The 16,944-nt window shown below is 73.5% G+C and carries 17 protein-coding genes; 10 read left to right on the plus strand and 7 right to left on the minus strand.

Translation table 11 applies throughout. The annotated features are described in order from the left end of the window. Positions 1-125: 125 nt before the first annotated feature. On the minus strand, positions 126-1,007 hold the full coding sequence (locus GA0070606_RS13575) for a L,D-transpeptidase family protein (RefSeq protein WP_091098935.1): 882 nt from the start codon (positions 1,005-1,007) through the stop codon (positions 126-128). 175 nt (positions 1,008-1,182) lie between these two features. On the opposite strand from GA0070606_RS13575, the gene GA0070606_RS13580 reads away from it, so the two are divergent. Together GA0070606_RS13580 and GA0070606_RS13590 are read left to right on the plus strand one after the other, a co-directional pair. Further along, positions 1,183-2,862, plus strand: coding sequence for a DNA repair helicase XPB (locus GA0070606_RS13580; protein ID WP_091098939.1), 1,680 nt, complete (start codon positions 1,183-1,185; stop codon positions 2,860-2,862). 222 nt (positions 2,863-3,084) lie between these two features. After that, a complete protein-coding gene (locus GA0070606_RS13590) occupies positions 3,085-3,348 on the plus strand; it encodes a hypothetical protein (RefSeq protein ID WP_091098943.1) in 264 nt (87 codons plus the stop codon). Between the two features lie 17 nt (positions 3,349-3,365). Here the strand turns inward: GA0070606_RS13590 and GA0070606_RS13595 are convergent, their stop codons facing one another. Beyond that, positions 3,366-4,298 carry an RNA polymerase sigma-70 factor gene (locus GA0070606_RS13595; RefSeq protein ID WP_091098946.1) on the minus strand — a complete coding sequence of 311 codons (933 nt, stop codon included), beginning with the start codon at positions 4,296-4,298 and terminating at the stop codon, positions 3,366-3,368. Positions 4,299-4,461: 163 nt separating this feature from the next. Here GA0070606_RS13595 and GA0070606_RS13600 point away from each other — a divergent pair, with 163 nt between their 5' ends. Next, on the plus strand, positions 4,462-4,947 hold the full coding sequence (locus tag GA0070606_RS13600) for a carboxymuconolactone decarboxylase family protein (protein ID WP_091098949.1): 486 nt from the start codon (positions 4,462-4,464) through the stop codon (positions 4,945-4,947). Between the two features lie 175 nt (positions 4,948-5,122). Here the strand turns inward: GA0070606_RS13600 and GA0070606_RS13605 are convergent, their stop codons facing one another. The 4 genes from GA0070606_RS13605 to ligD (GA0070606_RS13620) all read right to left on the minus strand — a co-directional run bounded on the left by GA0070606_RS13605 (position 5,123) and on the right by ligD (GA0070606_RS13620) (position 9,141). Continuing rightward, complete coding sequence (locus tag GA0070606_RS13605; protein ID WP_091098951.1) at positions 5,123-6,082, minus strand: zinc metalloprotease; 960 nt, start codon at positions 6,080-6,082, stop codon at positions 5,123-5,125. A 344-nt stretch (positions 6,083-6,426) separates the two neighbouring features. Further along, the gene (locus tag GA0070606_RS13610) at positions 6,427-7,191 is read right to left on the minus strand and encodes a TIGR03089 family protein (protein ID WP_091098955.1); all 765 of its coding nucleotides are present in this window, start codon (positions 7,189-7,191) and stop codon (positions 6,427-6,429) included. A gap of 104 nt (positions 7,192-7,295) precedes the next feature. Further along, complete coding sequence (gene ligD, locus GA0070606_RS13615; protein WP_091098959.1) at positions 7,296-8,210, minus strand: non-homologous end-joining DNA ligase; 915 nt, start codon at positions 8,208-8,210, stop codon at positions 7,296-7,298. Beyond that, positions 8,200-9,141, minus strand: a complete 942-nt coding sequence (gene ligD, locus GA0070606_RS13620) for a non-homologous end-joining DNA ligase (protein ID WP_091107693.1) — start codon at positions 9,139-9,141, stop codon at positions 8,200-8,202. Before ligD (GA0070606_RS13620) ends, ligD (GA0070606_RS13615) begins: the two co-directional genes overlap by 11 nt. A gap of 86 nt (positions 9,142-9,227) precedes the next feature. Here ligD (GA0070606_RS13620) and ku point away from each other — a divergent pair, with 86 nt between their 5' ends. The 7 genes from ku (at position 9,228) to GA0070606_RS13655 (ending at position 14,999) form a co-directional block, all read left to right on the plus strand. Then, positions 9,228-10,232: a non-homologous end joining protein Ku gene (gene ku, locus GA0070606_RS13625; protein ID WP_091098963.1), complete on the plus strand. Its 1,005-nt coding sequence runs from the start codon at positions 9,228-9,230 to the stop codon at positions 10,230-10,232. 190 nt (positions 10,233-10,422) lie between these two features. Next, complete coding sequence (locus GA0070606_RS13630; protein WP_091098967.1) at positions 10,423-10,815, plus strand: MerR family transcriptional regulator; 393 nt, start codon at positions 10,423-10,425, stop codon at positions 10,813-10,815. Beyond that, positions 10,785-11,132: a thioredoxin family protein gene (locus GA0070606_RS13635; RefSeq protein ID WP_091098970.1), complete on the plus strand. Its 348-nt coding sequence runs from the start codon at positions 10,785-10,787 to the stop codon at positions 11,130-11,132. The genes GA0070606_RS13630 and GA0070606_RS13635 overlap by 31 nt, the downstream gene beginning before the upstream one ends. A 221-nt stretch (positions 11,133-11,353) precedes the next feature. Beyond that, a complete protein-coding gene (locus tag GA0070606_RS13640) occupies positions 11,354-11,995 on the plus strand; it encodes an FKBP-type peptidyl-prolyl cis-trans isomerase (RefSeq protein ID WP_091098974.1) in 642 nt (213 codons plus the stop codon). Between the two features lie 196 nt (positions 11,996-12,191). Beyond that, positions 12,192-13,016 carry an SCO6745 family protein gene (locus GA0070606_RS13645; RefSeq protein ID WP_091107695.1) on the plus strand — a complete coding sequence of 275 codons (825 nt, stop codon included), beginning with the start codon at positions 12,192-12,194 and terminating at the stop codon, positions 13,014-13,016. A gap of 48 nt (positions 13,017-13,064) precedes the next feature. After that, positions 13,065-13,718 (plus strand): HAD family hydrolase, encoded by a 654-nt coding sequence (locus tag GA0070606_RS13650; protein WP_091098978.1) that lies wholly within the window; start codon positions 13,065-13,067, stop codon positions 13,716-13,718. 264 nt (positions 13,719-13,982) lie between these two features. Continuing rightward, a complete protein-coding gene (locus GA0070606_RS13655) occupies positions 13,983-14,999 on the plus strand; it encodes an NADPH:quinone reductase (protein ID WP_091098982.1) in 1,017 nt (338 codons plus the stop codon). Positions 15,000-15,221: 222 nt separating this feature from the next. On the opposite strand, the gene GA0070606_RS13660 is transcribed toward GA0070606_RS13655, so the two are convergent. Beyond that, entirely contained in the window at positions 15,222-16,871 is a 1,650-nt protein-coding gene (locus tag GA0070606_RS13660; RefSeq protein WP_091098985.1) for a fatty acid--CoA ligase, read from the minus strand. Positions 16,872-16,944 lie beyond the last annotated feature (73 nt).

Raw genomic sequence — 16,944 nt, forward strand, 5'->3', positions numbered from 1 at the left:
TGGCACTCCAGCGTGTCACTCGGGTGACCGGAGTGACAGGGGATAAAACCCCGATCGGACGACGTGTGCGACGGAAGGCGGGGACGTGTGCGACGGAAGGCCGGGCCCGGGGCTGCCGCGCCGGCTCAGGTGCCGGGGCGTCGCCCGACGAGCACCACCCGGCTGCCGACCCTGCCCAGCTCCCAGTAGCGGACGGCGTCGGCGTGCAGCAGGTTGACGCAGCCGTGCGAGCCGATCGCCTTGTTGTGCAGGTAGGTCGTGGTCTCGTGGAAGCCCATCCCCTGCGTGAAGTGCTGCCAGTAGGGCAGCCAGACCTCGTACGGGTCCGACCACTCCTTGACGTTTCGGTAGTTGATCGTGAAGGTGCCGGCCGGGGTGCGGTAGCCGGGCATGCCCGTCCGGGTGACCGTCGGCTTCACGAGCACCCTGCCGTTGCGCATCACCCAGGTGGTCTGCCGGGTCAGGTCGATGCAGAACGTGGTGCCCGAGCCGGCCTTGCAGCGCGCCGTGTCGGTGGTGGCGAGCCGCTTCGCCACGTCGTGGGTGGTGGGCCCGGCGCGACCGTGGGCGGGGCGGATGTCGTACCGCTTCTGGAACTTCTTGATGGCGGCGCAGTCGGCGGCGGACTGCCGGCCGTCCACGGTCAGCGTGCCGAAGCCGCCCAGCCGGGCGAGGTACGCCTCCACCTCGCGCTGGTGCTCCCCCTGCGGGCAGCCGGCGGCGGACGGTGACCCGGTGGGCTTCGGCGCGGGACGGGTCGGCTTCGGCGCGGGACGGGTCGGCGTGCGCGTGGGCTTCGCCTCCTGCTTCGGCGGCGCCGTCGTGGGCCTGGTCCGCTGGTCCGGGCCGGGCGCACCGCTCGCCCCCGTTACCTCCGCAGCGCCGACCGGGACGGGACCCCCGCCCCCACCTCCGTCGGCCTCCGGATCGAACGCGCACGCACCGGCGCCGACCAGCGTGGCCACTGCCAGGGCGACGAGCCGGGTGGTGATCCGGACGTGTTTCATGGCGCCTCCCCTGACAGGTGTCCCCTTGCTAGACGTTGCGAGCCCCGTTCCGGTTGCGTCCGATGTCCAAGTTTCTTGGCGTCACCCGGATGCGTGCAACACTGGTGGGTCGGCCTGGGGCGGATCAGTCGCCTCCCGGACAGCCGGCGAGCCGAGGCGGAGGAGAGGCACTGGCGTGAGCGGTGGACCCCTGATCGTTCAGTCGGACAAGACCCTGCTGCTGGAGATCGACCACCCCGACGCGCAGGCGTGCCGGATGGCCATCGCGCCCTTCGCCGAGCTGGAGCGCTCCCCCGAGCACGTGCACACCTACCGGCTGACCCCGCTCGGGCTGTGGAACGCGCGCGCCGCCGGCCACGACGCCGAGGGCGTGGTGGACGCCCTGATCAAGTACAGCCGCTATCCGGTGCCGCACGCGCTGCTGGTCGACGTGGCCGAGACGATGGACCGCTACGGCCGCCTCCAGCTCGTCAACGACCCGGCGCACGGCCTCGTGCTGCGAGGACTGGACCGGATGGTGCTGATCGAGGTCGCCAAGAGCAGGAAGCTCGCCGGGATGCTCGGCGCGAAGCTCGACGACGACACGATCGCGGTGCACCCGTCGGAGCGTGGCCGGCTCAAGCAGGCGCTGCTCAAGCTGGGCTGGCCGGCGGAGGACCTGGCCGGCTACGTCGACGGCGAGGCGCACCCCATCGAGCTGGCCGAGGCCGGCAAGGACGGCGGGAAGCCGTGGACGCTGCGGTCGTACCAGCGGGAGGCCGTGGAGGCGTTCTGGGCCGGCGGGTCGGGCGTCGTGGTGCTGCCGTGCGGCGCCGGCAAGACGCTGGTCGGGGCGGCGGCGATGGCCGAGGCGAAGGCGACCACGCTGATCCTGGTCACGAACACGGTCGCCGGGCGGCAGTGGAAGCGGGAGCTGATCGCCCGCACGTCGCTGACCGAGGAGGAGATCGGGGAATACTCGGGCGAGCGCAAGGAGATCCGCCCGGTCACCATCGCCACGTACCAGGTGCTCACCTCGCGCAAGAAGGGCGCGTTCACCCACCTGGACCTGTTCGGCGCCCGCGACTGGGGCCTGGTCGTCTACGACGAGGTGCACCTGCTGCCCGCGCCGATCTTCCGCTTCACCGCGGATCTCCAGGCCCGCCGTCGGCTGGGCCTGACCGCCACTCTGGTACGCGAGGACGGCCGCGAGGGCGACGTGTTCAGCCTGATCGGGCCGAAGCGGTACGACGCGCCGTGGAAGGACATCGAGCAGCAGGGCTGGATCGCCCCGGCCGAGTGCACGGAGGTACGCGTGACGCTCACCGACGCGGAGCGCATGTCGTACGCGACGGCGGAGGCCGAGGAGCGCTACCGGATGGCGGCGACCGCCCGCACGAAGCTGCCCGTGGTGAAGGCGCTGGTCGACCGGCACCCCGACGAGCAGGTGCTGGTCATCGGCGGCTACATCGACCAGCTCCACCAGCTCGGCGAATACCTCGACGCGCCGATCGTGCAGGGTTCCACCACCAACAAGGAACGCGAGCGGCTCTTCGACGCGTTCCGCTCGGGTGAGATCCGCACCTTGGTGATTTCAAAGGTAGGGAATTTCTCCATCGACCTGCCCGAGGCGGCGGTGGCGATCCAGGTGTCGGGCACGTTCGGCTCCCGGCAGGAGGAGGCGCAGCGGCTCGGCCGGGTGCTGCGGCCGAAGGCCGACGGCCGGCAGGCCCACTTCTACACGGTCGTCTCCCGCGACACCATCGACACGGAGTACGCGGCCCACCGGCAGCGCTTCCTCGCCGAGCAGGGGTACGCGTACACGATCGTCGACGCCGACGACGTCCTCGGCCCGAAGCTCCCGACGGTCGACTGACGCCCTGCCGTTAGGACGCCGCTACGGCTACGGCACCTGCTCACCCTGCTCCCGCATGTCCGCGATGACTTCCCGCAACAGCTCTTGGAGCCCTTGCAGAGCCGTCGTCTGCGAGGAGGCGAGCCACGAGAGAGACGGGACTTCGGCGCAGGTGGCAACGAACTCGTCGTCCTGGGCCGCGCCCGCCACGCGGACTACGGCCGTGGCAGATCCGCGACCGGTATGACCGACCGCTGGGTGATCCACCTGCCGGTCACCGCGCCCGACCTGCTCCGGGCGCGGATCCTCGCCCGGACCGCCGCCCGGGTGCCGGCCCGGCTCAGCGCCCGCGTCGAGCCCGGCGGGGTCACCGTCTCGGCCGAGGACCAGCAGGGCGTACGCCACTGGGTCTGCTGCGACCGGCCGCTGCCCGGCGGCGCGCGGTGTGCCCTGCCGGTCGACCACGCCGCGCCCTGCTCGCGCCGGGTGCGACCGGGCGGCCGATGAGCCGGGCCTGCTCGGGCTCAGCGGCTCAGCGCGGTTTCCCGCTCCATGTGCGACAGCTTCTCCGGATTGCGTACGGCGTAGATGCCGGCGATTAGGCCGTTCTCGATCCGCAGCGCCACCACGGTGTCCAGCTCGCCGTCGAGCTGGAGCACCAGCGCCGGGTGACCGTTGACCTGCGTCGGCCGCCACGACGAGATGGCGGCGACCCTGCCCCACCCGCCGTGCAGCAGGCGGGCCACCTTCTCCGCCCCCAGGACGGGCCGCGGCACCGCCTGCTTGACTCCGCCGCCGTCGCCGAGCAGGACCACGTCCGGCGCGAGGATGTCGAGCAGGCCCTGCAGGTCGCCGGTCTCGACCGCCCGCTGGAACGCGTCGAGCGCACCGCGGGTCTCGGCGGCCGAGACGGCCTGGCGGGGGCGGCGTGCCGCGACGTGCGCCCGGGCCCGGTGCGCGATCTGACGGACCGCCGCCGGGGTCTTGTCGACGGCCTCGGCGATCTCGTCGTAGCCGACGTCGAACACCTCCCGCAGCACGAACACGGCCCGTTCGACCGGCGCGAGCGTCTCCAGCACCATCAGCATCGCCATCGAGACGCTGTCGGCCAGGGCGACGTCCTCGGCCACGTCCGGCGCGGTGAGCAGCGGCTCGGGCAGCCAGGGGCCGACGTAGGACTCCTTGCGGCGACCGAGCGTGCGCAGCCGGCCCAGTGCCTGGCGAGTGGTGATCCGCACCAGGTAGGCGCGCTCTTCGCGCACCGTGCCGAGATCGACGCCGGCCCACCGCAACCACGTCTCCTGGAGCACGTCCTCCGCGTCGGCGGCCGAGCCGAGCATCTCGTACGCGACGGTGAAGAGCAGGTTGCGGTGGGCGAGGAAGGCCGCGGTGGCGCGGTCCAGCCGGTCGGCGTCCCGGCCACGGTCGTCGGCTGCGGTTCGCGGCGTGCCCACCATGGGTGACTCCTCTGCGCTCTGGTCTGCGTCACCCACGAGATGCCGGTCCTCGCCGTCGTGTGACACCCGCGCACTGTGGCTCCCGTCACCGGGCCGCGCCGTCACAGGGATCCGCCGGCCGGCATCTCGTGTTCGTCCCTCCCACGAGTTAAGGACGGAACCGATGGACGCACGATTCAACATGTTCGACAACGAGACCGCGATGAGGTTCTTCAAGCGGTTCGCCAACGCCGGGATGCTCGTCCAGCAGTCGTCGTTGCCGAAGTCCACCCAGGAGCTGGTGTCGCTGCGCGCCAGCCAGATCAACGGCTGCGGCTGGTGCATCGACATGCACACCAAGGACGCGGTGGCCGCCGGCGAGACGGCGGTCCGGCTCCACCTGGTCGCCGCCTGGCGCGAGTCCACCGTCTTCACCGAGGCCGAGCAGGCCGCGCTGGCGCTCGCCGAGGAGGGCACCCGGCTCGCCGACGCCCACCAGGGCGTGTCCGACGAGACGTGGGCCCAGGTGCGCAAGCACTACGACGACGACCAGATCGCCGCCCTGGTCTGCCTGGTCGCCCTGATCAACGCGGCCAACCGGCTCGCCGTGATCCTGCACCAGCGGGGCGGCTCCTACCAGCCCGGCATGTTCGCCGCCGCGTTCGACTGATCGCGCCACCGCCGGCCCGGACGCGCCGCCGTCGCCCGCACCGCACGCGTACCCGCTGCCCCAGCCCGGCGGATACGGGCCGGGGCGGCGGCGGGTCCGTGCCCGGCGCGGACACGGCGAAGGGGTCGGCGGGCCGCTCGCGTGCGGCCCGCCGGCCCCTCGGGATCCGGCTGGATCAGCCGTTGCCGCCGGCGCGGAACGCCACCCAGGCGTCGCTCATCCGGTCGGCCTGACCAGGCGTGAACATGTTCATGCAGGAGTCCTGCGTGTAGTCCATGAAGTTGTGGATCGGGTCCAGCCCGGGTGCGGTGCAGGAGTCCGCGCCCACCGGGCAGTTGAACTGCGGCGCCGCCTCGCGCGGGGTGTCCGCGACGAAGTCGCCGGAGGCGGAGCAGCCGTGCGCGAAGGTGTGCTCCAGCATCAGCCAGTGCCCGACCTCGTGCGTCAGCGTGTCACCGAGGGCGTACTTGCCGGCCGTGCCGCCCGGCATCGACTCGTCGAGCATCACCACGCCGTCGATGTAGTCGCGGCCGTTGTTGTAGCCCTTCGGGAAGTACGCCCAGCCGAGCAGGCCGTCGCCGATGTTGGCCGCGTACACGTTCAGGGTGCGGGAGTCGCCGGTGTGCAGCGCCTTCTTCATGTCCCGCTCGTTCTTGCCCGGCACGACGGTGTACCAGTCGCTGTTCACCGTCCAGGTGGTGTCGACCAGGTCGAAGCGGAACGGGGTGTCGGAGGCGTCCGCCGCGGTACGGCCGGCGAACGAGTCGTTGAGCACCTTCATCTGCGCCGCGATCAGAGTGTTCCACCTGGTCGTCTCCGCCGCGCTGAGCGGGTGGTCGGAGATCATGTGGAAGACCGTCGGCACGGTGACGCTGCCGTTGGCCAGGCGCGGGGCGTCCTTGATGACGCCGTAGGCGTTCGCCTCGTTCTTGGAGTACAGCTCCGGCTCCTGGGCGGTGGCGCCCTCGGCGAGCCGGGCCCCGCCGTGCCCGTGGGCGTCCGGCTCGCACTCGGCGACACCCGGGGAGACGGACACGGGCGCTGCCGATACCGCGCCGTAGGTGCCGCCGGACGCCAGCAACGTCGCGGCGGTGGCGGTGAGGACTGCCAGTCGGAAGATCGGTCTCCTGTGCATCGATGCACCTTTCAGGAGGATGGGGGTGGTGCGGGAGTCGACGCGGGTTGCCACGACCGGGGTCGACGACGCCGTCTCCCCGGTATGAGAACACGCCGACGGGCACCGGCAACAGGCCCGCGAGCAGGGCGGTTGCGGGTGTAACGGCAGAGGGCCGGGCAGCGCTGTCGCAGAGGGCCCGCACACGCGGACCCGTCCGTACGCCCGCCGCGCGGCGGCTTCGGCGACGCGGACCGGCACGGGTCAGAGCACCCGGGTGCCATGCTCGGCGGCTTCGGCGACCGGGCCGGCACGGGTCAGAGCACCCGGGTGCCATGCTCGGCGGCTTCGGCGACCGGGCCGGGTCAGAGGACCCGGGTGATCTGCTCGGCGGCGATCCGGGCGTCGAGCCGGGCCGGGTCGAGGTTGGCGCAGAGCACCACCGACGCGCCGACGGCCAGCGGGGCCAGCAGCCAGTAGACGGGCTGCTCGTGTTCGGCGACGTCGACCAGCAGTCGGTCGCCGGCCCGCAGGTCGAGCCGTTCCGCCACGGCCAGCGCCACGCTGCCCCACTGGCGGTAGCTCGTGCCGTCGGAGCTGGCCGCGTCGGCGCTGGTCAGCGTCGCGGAGGCGGGCAGCGCGTCGGTGTGCCGCCCCACCTCGGCGAGCCAGTCGAGGTAACCCGGGGGCACCTCCTTCGGCGGGGTGTCGCCGAGCCCGAGGACGTAGCGGTGCCGCGCCTCGGGCACGTCCTCCAGCCAGTCGTCCAGCCGCTTCGCGCTGACGAAGAGGGCGTCGAACGGCTCGTCGTCGCCCGGCGCGACCTGCGGCAGGCCGGCGGTGGCGCGGGGGCGGAACGACACCGCCACCCCGGCCGACCAGGCGCCCAGCAGCACTGCGGCGGTCTGCCAGTGGGCCGGGAGCAGCACCGCCGCGCGGTCGCCGACGCCCAGGCCGCAGCCCTCGCGCAGCAGCCCGGCGGCCCGCGCCGCCCAGCCGCCCAGCTCCGTGGCGGTCAACTCGACCCGTTCGCCGGTCGCCTCGTCGAGATACGTCAGCAGCGGCCGGTCCACCTCCGCCGCCCGGTCACCGGCCGGCGACTCCCGAACGAGAGCATCGGTCATGTTCATCGTCGCGCTCCTCCGCAGGCTGCGCCCACCCTACTCAACGCCACCCCACCGCAGATCTTGGACACTTGCCGTCAGACAAGAACGGCAACTGTCCAAGATCCAGCTCAGCGGGCGGGCAGCTCCGGGCCGCCGTCGAGCAGCGGGGCCAGCAGGTCACCCTGCTTCTCCACCCGGGTCAGCACCTCGCCGGCGGTGTACGGCTTCGACGAGGGGCGCTTCCCGGCCGCGCCGGCCTCGACCTCGTCCCAGGTCAGCGGGGTGGAGACCGACGGCACGGACTGGGCCCGCAGCGAGTACGGCGACACGGTGGTCTTGGCCGCGTTGTTCTGGCTCCAGTCGATGAAGACCTTCCCCGGCCGCAGGTTCTTCGCCATCTTCGACACGATCAGCTTCGGGTGCGCCCGCTCCAGCTCCTGCGCGATCCGTTTCGCGTAGTCGGAGACGAGGTCGGAGGACTGCGTGCCGGCGATCGGGCAGCAGAGCTGCATGCCCTTCTTGCCCGAGGTCTTCGGATACGAGGAGATGCCGTCCTCGGCGAGCCGGTCCCGCATCAGCAGCGCCACCTGGCAGCACTGGCGCAGCGCGGCCGGCGGCCCCGGGTCCAGGTCGACGACCATCATGTCCGGGTGCTCGCCGATCTTCCACTGTGGGGTGTGCAGCTCCAGCGCGGCGAGGTTGGCCAGCCAGACGAGGGTGGGCAGGTCGTCGGCGACCACGTAGTCGATGGTCTCCCGGCCCTTGCTCGACCCGGGCGCGGGCAGCGTCTCGGTGCGTACCCAGCCAGGGGTGGCGGCCGGGGCGTTCTTCTCGAAGAACGAGCCGCCGGTGACGCCGTTGGGGAAGCGGATCCGGGTCAGCGCCCGGCCACGCAGGTGCGGCAGGAGCACCGGGGCGACGCGGGTGTAATAGTCGATCACCTCGCCCTTGGTGAACCCGGCGTCGGGGTACAGCACCTTGTCGAGGTTGGAGACCTCAAGCGAGCGCCCCTCGACCTCGACCCGGAACCGGTCAGCCGGCATCGTCTACCTCCTCGGCGGGCTTGTCCGGCCGCAGCCGGAGCACCCGGGGGAACCGCAGCCGTCCGTCCGGGGTGCGCTGGCCGTACTTCACCTCCACCACGACCCTCGGTTCCACCCAGATCGCGCCCCGCGCATCCTCGCGCGGCACGCCGGCGGCGAACGGCGACGCGCCGGTGCGCAGCGGCTCCAGCTCGCGCAGCAGTTGCCGCTCGATGGCCGCGCCGATGCCGCCGCCGACCCGCCCCCGGTAGACGAGCCGCCCGTCCGGGCCCGGCACCCCCACCAGCAGGCCGCCGATCTTGCGCGCCCCGGGCCGCCAGCCGCCGACCACGAAGTCGCCGGTCACCTCCAGCTTGACCTTCACCCAGTCCGGCGAGCGCACCCCGGGCCGGTAGACCGACTCGACGCGCTTGGCCATCACCCCCTCCAGGCCGTGCTCGCCGGCCGCCTCGTAGGTGGCCAGGCCGTCGGGGAAGACCGGCGACACCGCCCACCGGGCGCCGCCGAGCGCCAGGCCGTCGAGGGCCTCCCGCCGGCGGGCGTACGACCAGCCGGTCAGGTCCTCGCCGTCGAGCCGGAGCAGGTCGAAGATCATGTACGTCACCGGGACGACAGCCGCCAGCCGGGCCGCCTTGTTGCGGTCGCGGACGTGCATCCGCTCGGCCAGCGCGGTGAACGAGGGCTGGCCGGTCTCGCCGATCAGCACCACCTCGCCGTCGAGCAGGGCGTCGCCCACCTGCTCGTGCAGGGTCGCCAGCTCGGGGTACGCGGCGGTGATCTCGACGCCGGAGCGGGCGTAGAGGTGCTGCCGGCCGTCGCGGATGTCGGCGAGCGCGCGCACGCCGTCCCACTTGAACTCGTAAGCCCAGCCGGCACCCGCCGGGAGCTGCCCGGTCATCGCGAGCATCGGCTTGAGCGGCGCGCCGGGCACCTCCCGACTGTACTTGCGCACGGAAGCCCTCGCGTGGCCTTCGATCTTTTGGGATCCTGGGCAGTACCGGCGAGAGGAGCACGGGGATGCGGGCCATCTGGAAGGGAGCGGTCTCGTTCGGGCTGGTCTCCATCGGCGTGCGGGTCTACTCGGCCACCGAGGAGAAGGACATCCGCTTCCACCAGGTGCACCGGGAGGACGGCGGCCGGATCCGCTACAAGCGCACCTGCCAGGTCTGCGGCGAGGAGGTCACCTACGACGACATCGCCAAGGGCTACGACATCGGCGGCGGCGAGATGGTGATCCTCACCGACGAGGACTTCGCCGACCTGCCGCTCTCCACCTCGCACGCGATCGACGTGCTGGAGTTCGTCCCCGCCGAGCAGGTCGACCCCATCCTCTACAACAAGGCCTACTTCCTGGAGCCCGAGGGCACCGCCACGAAGCCGTACGTGCTGCTGCGCGACGCGCTCGCCGACTCGGAGCGGGTGGCGATCGTCAAGGTGGCGCTGCGCCAGCGGGAGCAGCTCGCCACGCTGCGGGTACGCGAGGGCGTGCTGCTGCTCAACACGATGCTCTGGCCCGACGAGGTCCGTACCCCCGACTTCGGCTTCCTCGACGAGGACCTGAAGGTCCGCCCGCCGGAGCTGGCCATGGCCAGCTCGCTGATCGACTCGATGGCCGGCGAGTTCGAGCCGGACGCGTTCACCGACGACTACCGGGCGGCCCTCCAGGAGGTCATCGACGCCAAGGTGGAGGGCCGCGAGGTGGTCCAGCCGGAGGAGGTCGAGGAGGTCCCGGCGGCGGCGGTGGACCTGATGGCGGCGCTGAAGGCGTCGGTGGAGCGGGCCAAGGCCGCCCGTGGCGAGGCGCCGGCCGGCGGTGGCGGCGAGCCGACGCCGATCTCGGCGGCCCGCTCGGCGCAGAAGAAGGCGGCCGAGAAGAAGGCCGCGCCGAAGAAGACCGCCGCGAAGAAGGCGGCGCCGAAGAAGACCGCCGCGAAGAAGGCCGCCCCGAAGAAGGCCGAGGGCGAGAAGAAGCCCGCGGCGAAGAAGGCCGCCCCGAAGAAGGCCGCCCGCAAGACCGCCTGACCCTCCCCAGCCGCGCGCACCTGGCTAGCGGGCGGCCACGCAGGGGGTGGCGGTGCACGAGCCGACCGGCCCGCTGACCGCACCCTCGTTCGCCGGACCGGGCCCCTCGCGGCGCCCTTTCTCGCGGCCGAGGTTGCCTTGACGCCGGTGGCAAGGTCTAGCGTCGGCCGGGTCGGACGAGGGAGGTCGGATGCTGATCGGTGAGCTGGCGGAACGCGCCGGCACGAGCACCCGGGCCCTGCGCTACTACGAGACGCACGGCCTGGTCCGGGCGGCCCGCTCGGCCAACGGCTACCGCGTCTACGACGAGGCGGAGCTGCACGTCGTACGCGAGATCCGGGCCCTGCTCGCGGTGGGCTTCGGGCTGGACGACATCCGCCCGTTCGTCGCCTGTCTCCGGGCCGGCAACGCCTCCGGCCACGTCTGCCCGGACTCCGTCGCGGTGCTGCGGCGCAAGCTGGCCGAGGTGGACGCGGGCATCGACCGGCTCAACACGGTCCGGCAGGAGCTGCGGGACCAGCTCGCCCACGCCATCGCCCACCGGGAGGAAACGTGCTCGAAACTGCGCCGGGCGGCGCGCTGACCGCCGTCACCGACGACACCTTCGCCGCCGTGGTGCTGGCCGCCGACCGGCCGGTGGTGGTGGACTTCTGGGCGGACTGGTGCCCGCCGTGCCGGGCGATCTCCCGCAGCCTCGCCGAGCTGGCCGTCGAGTTCGCCGGGCGGATGCTCTTCGCCACCATCGACACGGACGCGAATCCGGACACCACGCGCGCGTACGGGGTGCTGTCCCTGCCCACCCTGCTGGTCTTCCGGCGCGACGAGGTCGTCGGCTCGATCGTCGGGGCGCGACCGAAGCACCACCTGCGGCAGTCCCTGGCCCGGCACCTGGCCGGCTGACCCACCCGCGCCGCCCGCCGGTCGGGGGTCGGCGCGGCGAACACGCCGGCGGGTCGCCCCCGGGCCGCCCCGCCGGCGTCGCGCCCGAATGCCGGTGGGGCGGGGGTGACGTGAGTGGTGCCGAGGCGGCACGGTCGGCGTCCGGGCGGGTACCGTGTGCGTCGGCTTTCCCCCGGCACTCCGATGCCGGCCACCCACCTTCGCAGCAGGGAGTCGACGCCGTGAGCGAGCGTACGCAGAACCGAGCCCAGAAGTCGGAGCGGCGGCTGGCCGCCCAGTTGGCGGCGCAGAAGGCTGCCGAGGCGAAGCGTCGCCGCCAGGCCTGGGCCGGCGGGCTCGCGGGCGTCGCCGTGGTCGCGGTGCTGATCACCGTCTTCGTGACGATCGGGCGCAACAGCGACGACAAGGACCAGGTGGCGGGCACCCCGTCGGCGTCCGCCACCGCGCCGGGGGCCGAGACGCCCGGCGCCCCGCAGCTCCCGGCGGGCGCGGACCCGGCGCTGGGCAGCAAGCCGACGGTCACCGCCGGCAAGGGTGAGCTGAAGAAGCTCGTCGTCACCCCGCTGATCAAGGGCACCGGGCCGGCCGTGCAGAAGGGGCAGACGATCACCACGAACTACGTCGGCGTGTTCTACGCCGACGGCAAGGAGTTCGACTCCTCGTGGAGCCGCAACGAGCCGGCCTCCTTCGCGATCGGCGTCGGCCAGGTCATCCCGGGCTGGGACCAGGGCCTGGTCGGGGTCACCGTCGGCAGCCGCGTGCAGCTCGACATCCCGGGCGAGCTGGCGTACGGCAACAAGGCCACCGGCGGCCGTCCGGCGGGCCCGCTGCGCTTCGTCGTGGACGTGCTCGCCGCCCAGTGACCCGGCCGGGCGGCCCGGTTCGCCCGGGTTGTCGCGCGCCGGCGATGCAGTAGCCCACAGAGGGCTTCCGGCCCTTCACCCACCGGCAGTAGGTTCGGCGTCACCCCGGGCGGTCCGGCCGGCCGGGGGGACAACCGGACCGGACGCGGAGGTGCACGTGACGGCGTTGGACGACGCGGGGCGGACCGCCCGGGTGATGTGGACCCACTTCGAGCCGGTCCACGCGGTCACCTACTTCCATCCCCGCGCCCGGACCGCCTACGAGGCGGCCGGGCTGCGCGGTTTCTGGCGCGGCTACTTCGCCGGGCGGGCGGCGCCGCTCGGGCCCGTCGACGCCGCCCCGGTGGTCGGCGCGTTCTTCAACTTCGCCCCGCACACGGTGGCGCGGGCGCTGCCGGCCGTCTGGCGGCTCGCCACCCCGCAGGAGGCGCTGCGCGCCCGGCTCACCGGCGCGGTGCAGGCGCTGGCCGAGCTGACCTACGAGCTGCCCGAGTCGCATCTGGTCGAGGCGGCCGGGCTGCTGGAGGCGGCGGCCGCCGAGGTGGAGCCCGCCGGGCGGGTGCTCGGCGCCGCCAACGCCGCCCTGCCGCGCGGCGAATACCCGCTGGCCCGGCTCTGGCAGGCCGCCACGACGCTGCGGGAGCACCGCGGCGACGGGCACGTGGCGGCGCTGGTCGCGGCGGATCTCGACCCGGTGGAGACGCTGGCCTGGCGGGTCGCGCTCGGCATGTCCCCGCTGAACCTGCTGGGCCGGGGATGGGCCGACGAGCAGTGGGCCGCCGCCCGCGCCCGGCTGACGGAGCGGGGCTGGCTGACCGCCGACGGCGAGGCGACGGAGCAGGGCCGGGCCCGGTTCGAGGCGATCGAGGACGCCACCGACGACGCCGCCGCCCGGCCGTGGCGGACGCTGGGTCGGGACCGTACCGACCGGCTGCGGGAGTTGCTGGAGCCGATCGCCCGCGCCGCCCACGCGCTCATCCCGGAGGGCAACCCGATCGGCCTGCCCGCGCTGCAACGCTGACCCGGTCGCCCCCGCCCGCGCCGCCGGCCGGTGGGGCAGGATGGGGTCGTGGCGGATGCGGTGATCTTCGACCTGGACGGCGTGATCGTGGACTCCGAGCCGGTCTGGGAGGAGGTCCGGCGGGCGTACGTGGCGGCGCACGGCGGGACCTGGCAGCCCGACACGCAGCGCCGGCTGATGGGCATGAGCACCGGCGAGTGGGCCCGCTACCTCAGCGGCGAGCTGGGCGTCGACCGCAGCGCCGAGCAGGTCGCCGCCGAGGTGGTCGAGGAGATGACCCGGCGGTACGCGGCACGCGTACCGCTGATCGACGGGGCCGACGAGGTCGTGCGCCGGCTGGCCGGGCGGTGGCCGCTGGGGCTGGCCAGCTCGTCGCCGACCCGGCTGATCGCCGCGGCGCTGGCCGCGACGGGCCTGTCCGCCGTGTTCGGCGCGACGCTGTCGACCGAGGAGACCGAGCGGGGCAAGCCGGCGCCGGACGTCTACCTGGCGGTCGCCGGCCGGCTCGGCGTCGACCCGGCCCGCTGCGTCGCCGTGGAGGACTCGTCCAACGGCGTCCGGTCGGCTGCGGCGGCGGGAATGACGGTGGTGGCGGTGCCGCACGGGGCCTACCCCCTGGATCCGGACGCCGAACGGCTCGCGGCCGTGGTGCTGGGGTCGGTGGACGAGCTGACCCCCGGGGCCGTGGACCGGCTCGGATAGCCGCTGCGCCGAGGGTGGTGGCGGCTGCTCGGGTGGGCCGCCACGTCGAGCGGCGCCGCCGGCCGGTCGACCGGGCGATCGCCACGACGGCGCGGCCCGCGACGTCCACCCGGTCGCTGTGTCGGCCGTCCGCATGGCCGCTCCCTCCCGTCGCCTGCCCGGTTGTACGGTTTCCGGCCCCGTCGGGCCCGGCATGAGCCCGGATCCGCCGGGTACGGCAGCCGACGGCGTCCCGAGCCGGGGCCGCCGGGTGAGGAGACGGGGATGAAGGCGATCGTGTACGAGCGCACCGGCGACGCCTCGGTGCTGCGACTGGTCGACCGGCCGGTGCCGGAGCCCGGCCCCGGCGAGGTGCTGGTGCGGGTGGCGGTCTCCGGGGTGAACCCGACGGACTGGAAGTCGCGCCGGCACGGTCCGCTGCCGGACGGCTGGCAGACACCGGGGCAGGACGGCGCGGGGGTGATCGAGGCGGTCGGCGAGGGCGTCGACCGGGACCTGATCGGCGAGCGGGTGTGGTTGTGGGAGGCCGCCTGGCAGCGCCCGTGGGGCACCGCCGCCGAGTACACGGTGGTGCCGGTCCGGCAGGCGGTGCCCCTCGGCGACGCCTCCTTCGACCTGGGGGCCTGCCTGGGCATCCCCTTCCTCACCGCGCACCGGTGCCTGACCGCCGGGGAGTACACGCCGGACCGGCTGCACGCCGGGGCGCTCAGCGACCACACGGTGCTCGTGCAGGGCGGGGCGGGCGCGGTGGGCAACGCGGCCGTCCAACTCGCGCGCTGGGCGGACGCCTGCGTGGTCGCCACGGTCAGCAGTGCGGAGAAGGCGCAGCTCGCGGCGGCGGCCGGGGCGTCCTTCGTCATCAACTACCGGGAGCAGGACGTCGTCGAGGAGGTCCGCAAGATCGCGCCCGACGGGGTGCACACGATCGTGGAGGTCTCCCCGGCGCGCAACGCGGCCGTCGACGTCCAGTTGCTCCGGCGCGGCGGCGCGGTCTGCGTGTACGCCGACGACGGCGGGGCCGAGGTGACCCTGCCGGTCCGGCCGCTGATGGCGCCGAACGCGCGCTGGCAGTTCGTGCTCGTCTACACCGAGCCGAAGGCGGCCAAGGCCCAGGCGGTGGTGGACGTGGCCGCCGCCGCCTCGCAGGGCGGCATCGGGGTGGGCGAGGAGGCGGGGCTGCCGCTGCACCACCACCCGCTCTCGGCGGCCGTCGCGGCGCACCAGGCGGTGGAGAACTCGGTGGTCGGGAAGGTGCTGCTCACCGCCGGCGGGGACGGGTGACGGCCCCGGCCCGGCGGGTCGACCGCCCAGGTCGCCCCTGAGCTGGGCGAGTTTCCCCGTCGCCGGGACAGAGGCGAACAATTTTCGCAACAATGGCTGTGCGGGTCGCCCCGCAAAGGAGCGGGCGGCCCCGGCGCGGTGCGAACGCCGGGGCCGCCCCTGGGGAGGGATGTCTCAGGAGTGCGTCCCTTACCCCAACAGGCGACGGTGCGCCTGAAAACGTTACGGGGCCGTCAGCTCCCGTACATCCAATTCGCCGTCGGCGTACCTCGCGCGCACCACCTTCTTGTCGAACTTGCCGACGCTGGTCTTCGGCACCGCCTCGATGACCGCCCAGCGCTCCGGCAGCTGCCACCGAGCCACCGCACCGGCCAGGAACTCCCGCAGCTCCTCCGGGGCGGCCCGCTCCCCCTCGCGGAGCACCACGGTGGCCAACGGCCGCTCGCCCCAGCGCTCGTCGGGCACGCCGACCACGCAGGCCTCCAGCACCGCCGGGTGGGCCATCAGGGCGTTCTCCAGCTCGACCGAGGAGATCCACTCGCCGCCGGACTTGATGACGTCCTTCGAGCGGTCGGTGAGGGTGATGTAGCCGTCCGGCGAGAGCGTGCCGACGTCGCCGGTGCGCAGCCAGCCGTCGCGGAACTTCTCCTCGTCCGGGGTGTCGTCGCCGAGATAGCGGGCGGTCACCCAGGGCCCGCGCACCTCCAGCTCGCCGACGGACGTCCCGTCGGCCGGCAGCGGCTCGCCCAGCGGGCCGACGATCCGGGCCTCGACGCCGGCCGGCACCCGGCCCTGCGTGTAGCGGTAGCGCCAGGCGTCGTCGCCGCTCGCCCCGGCCGGCGGGCGGGCCACCGAGCCCAGCGGTGACGTCTCGGTCATCCCCCAGGCGTGCACGACGTCGATGCCGTGCCGCTCGCCGAACGCGTGCATGAGCGCCGGCGGGCAGGCCGACCCGCCGACGATCACCTCCCGCAGCGAGGAGGTGTCCACGTCGTGGGCGTCCAGGTGGGCCAGCAGGTCGTTCCAGATGGTCGGCACCGCGCCGGCCAGGGTGGGCCGCTCGGCGGCGATCATCTCGGCGATCGGCGCGGCCTGGAGGAACCGGTCCGGCATGATCAGCGACGCGCCGGAGACGAAGGCCGCGTACGGCAGGCCCCAGGACATCGCGTGGAACATCGGCACGATGGCCAGCTCGCGGTCGGTCGGGCCGATGCCGAACGACTCCGGCATGCAGATCTGCAGCGAGTGCAGGTAGATCGAGCGGTGCGAGTAGGCCACCCCCTTGGGGTGACCGGTGGTCCCGGAGGTGTAACACAGGGCGGCGGCGTCACGCTCGTCCACCTCCGGCCAGTCGTAGACCTCCGGCCGATCGGCCAGCAGCGCGTCCCAGTGGTGTACGGCGATCCGGTCGCCGGCCGCCGCCACCAGCGGGGCCGGGTCACCGCCACCGACGACGACCACGTGCCGCACGGTGGTCAGCTCGCCGATCACGCGGGCGAGCAGCGGGATCAGCGTCGAGTCGACCAGCACCACCCGGTCCTCGGCGTGGTTGGCGATGTAGGCGAGCTGGTCCGGGAAGAGCCGGATGTTGAGGGTGTGCAGCACGGCGCCCATGCTCGGCACCGCGAAGTAGGCCACGAGGTGCTCGGTGTTGTTCCACATGAAGGTGGCGACCCGCTCGTCGCCGGTGACGCCGCACTCGTCGCGCAGCGCGTGGGCCAGCCGGGCGGCCGTCCGCCCGACCTCGGCGTACGACATCCGGCGCGGTTCACCGCCGGTCCACGTGACCACCTCGGCCGTGCCGTGCACGGTCGAGCCGTGGGTGAGGATCCGCGCGACCAGGAGGGGGGCGTCCATCATCGTGCTACGCATGGGTAAGAAGTTAGTGTCGGCGGTCACACCTTGGGAACCCTGGAAACCCCGTCCGCCCCCGGCCGGCCCCGTA

The organism is Micromonospora citrea, from assembly GCF_900090315.1.
GTDB lineage: Bacteria > Actinomycetota > Actinomycetes > Mycobacteriales > Micromonosporaceae > Micromonospora > Micromonospora citrea.